This window comes from Pseudoalteromonas sp. 0303 (assembly GCF_013349995.1).
In the GTDB taxonomy this organism is placed as follows: Bacteria; Pseudomonadota; Gammaproteobacteria; order Enterobacterales; family Alteromonadaceae; genus Pseudoalteromonas.
On the sequence record NZ_JABVXF010000093.1, the window covers coordinates 1 to 1,376 of the forward strand.

The 1,376-nt window shown below is 50.9% G+C and carries 1 protein-coding gene; it reads left to right on the forward strand.

Translation table 11 applies throughout. The features are described from left to right. Positions 1–1,376: Ig-like domain-containing protein (locus HUS62_RS22235; protein WP_175081188.1), on the forward strand; the 1,376-nt coding region annotated here is incomplete at both ends.

A 1,376-nucleotide genomic window follows, 5' to 3' on the forward strand; every position in this document is an offset into this window, starting at 1 on the left:
CGCAGTAATGAAATAGGTGGTACTGTTACAGTAACGGTGACAGATAATGATGGCACCGTACAAACACTGACCGCAACCGTTGACAGTAATGGTGATTGGCGTGTTGAAGTGCCTAATGGACTCGCCGAAGGTGATTACACCGTGTCAGCTACAATTAGTGATGAAGCGGGTAATCCAACGACGGTCAATGCCAGTGGCTCTATCGATACGACAGCCCCAGTGGTGGTGGTTAACGACAATGGTTTGGGTAATGACAGTACGCCGCTTATTACGGGCACTTCTACTGAGCCAGCAGGGACGGTAGTGAGCTTATCTATTGTAGATAGCAACAGCGATACACAGACCGTTACAGCCACAGTGCAAGCCGATGGGTCGTGGCAAGCCACAGCACCGAGCTTACCCGATGGCGCTTATACAGTAACGGCCACAATTATTGATGCGACAGGCAATGTTGGTACTGATACAGGCAGTGGCAGCATTGATACATTGCCACCTAGCTTAGCGATAGACAGCTTGGGTACCACCAATGACGATACTCCAACAATCAGTGGTACCAGCAATGAGCCTGCGGGCAGTGTGGTTAACTTAAGTGTTTCAGACGGCACAAACACCTACACCTTTACAGCCACGGTACTGGGGGATGGCACATGGTCAGCGGATGTGCCAAGCCCACTAAATAATGGCAGTATCAGCATTGACGCCAGTATTACCGATGCTGCGGGTAATGAAACAACCGCCAATGACACCGCGGTGCTTGATACCACCGCACCGAGTATCACCATTAATGCCATTGGCGAAACCAATGACACGACACCGACCATTAACGGCACCAGTGATGCAGTCAATGGTAGTTTAGTGACCGTGGTGATTGACGATGGTATCAACCCAGTAGAAACATTAACGACCACGGTTAATGGCGGAACATGGGCAGTCACAGCAAGTAGTGACTTGGCTGAAGGGGACTTTACAGTCACCGCGACCGTGACAGAAAACGGCATTGATGGAACGGCCACACGAACAGGTATTATCGATACCACCATGCCAGCGATTGACATTAATGCGTTAGCTGTCACCAATGACACCACGCCGACAGTCAGCGGCACAGCCAGTGCACCGCAAGGCAGTACAGTCACAGTGGTCTTTACCGATGCAAACAACAACAGCCACACAGTGACCACTTTAATGCAAAGCAATGGTACCTGGTCAGTGGCGGCGAGTACACTGCTAGCGGAAGGAGAATACACGGTTACTGCAACAGTAAGCGATCAAGCAGGTAACCCAGCAACAGCCAGTGCGACGGGTGAAATAGACATCACCGCACCGACCATCACTCTTGATACCTTGGCCGATAGCAATGATGTGACACCGCTCATCAG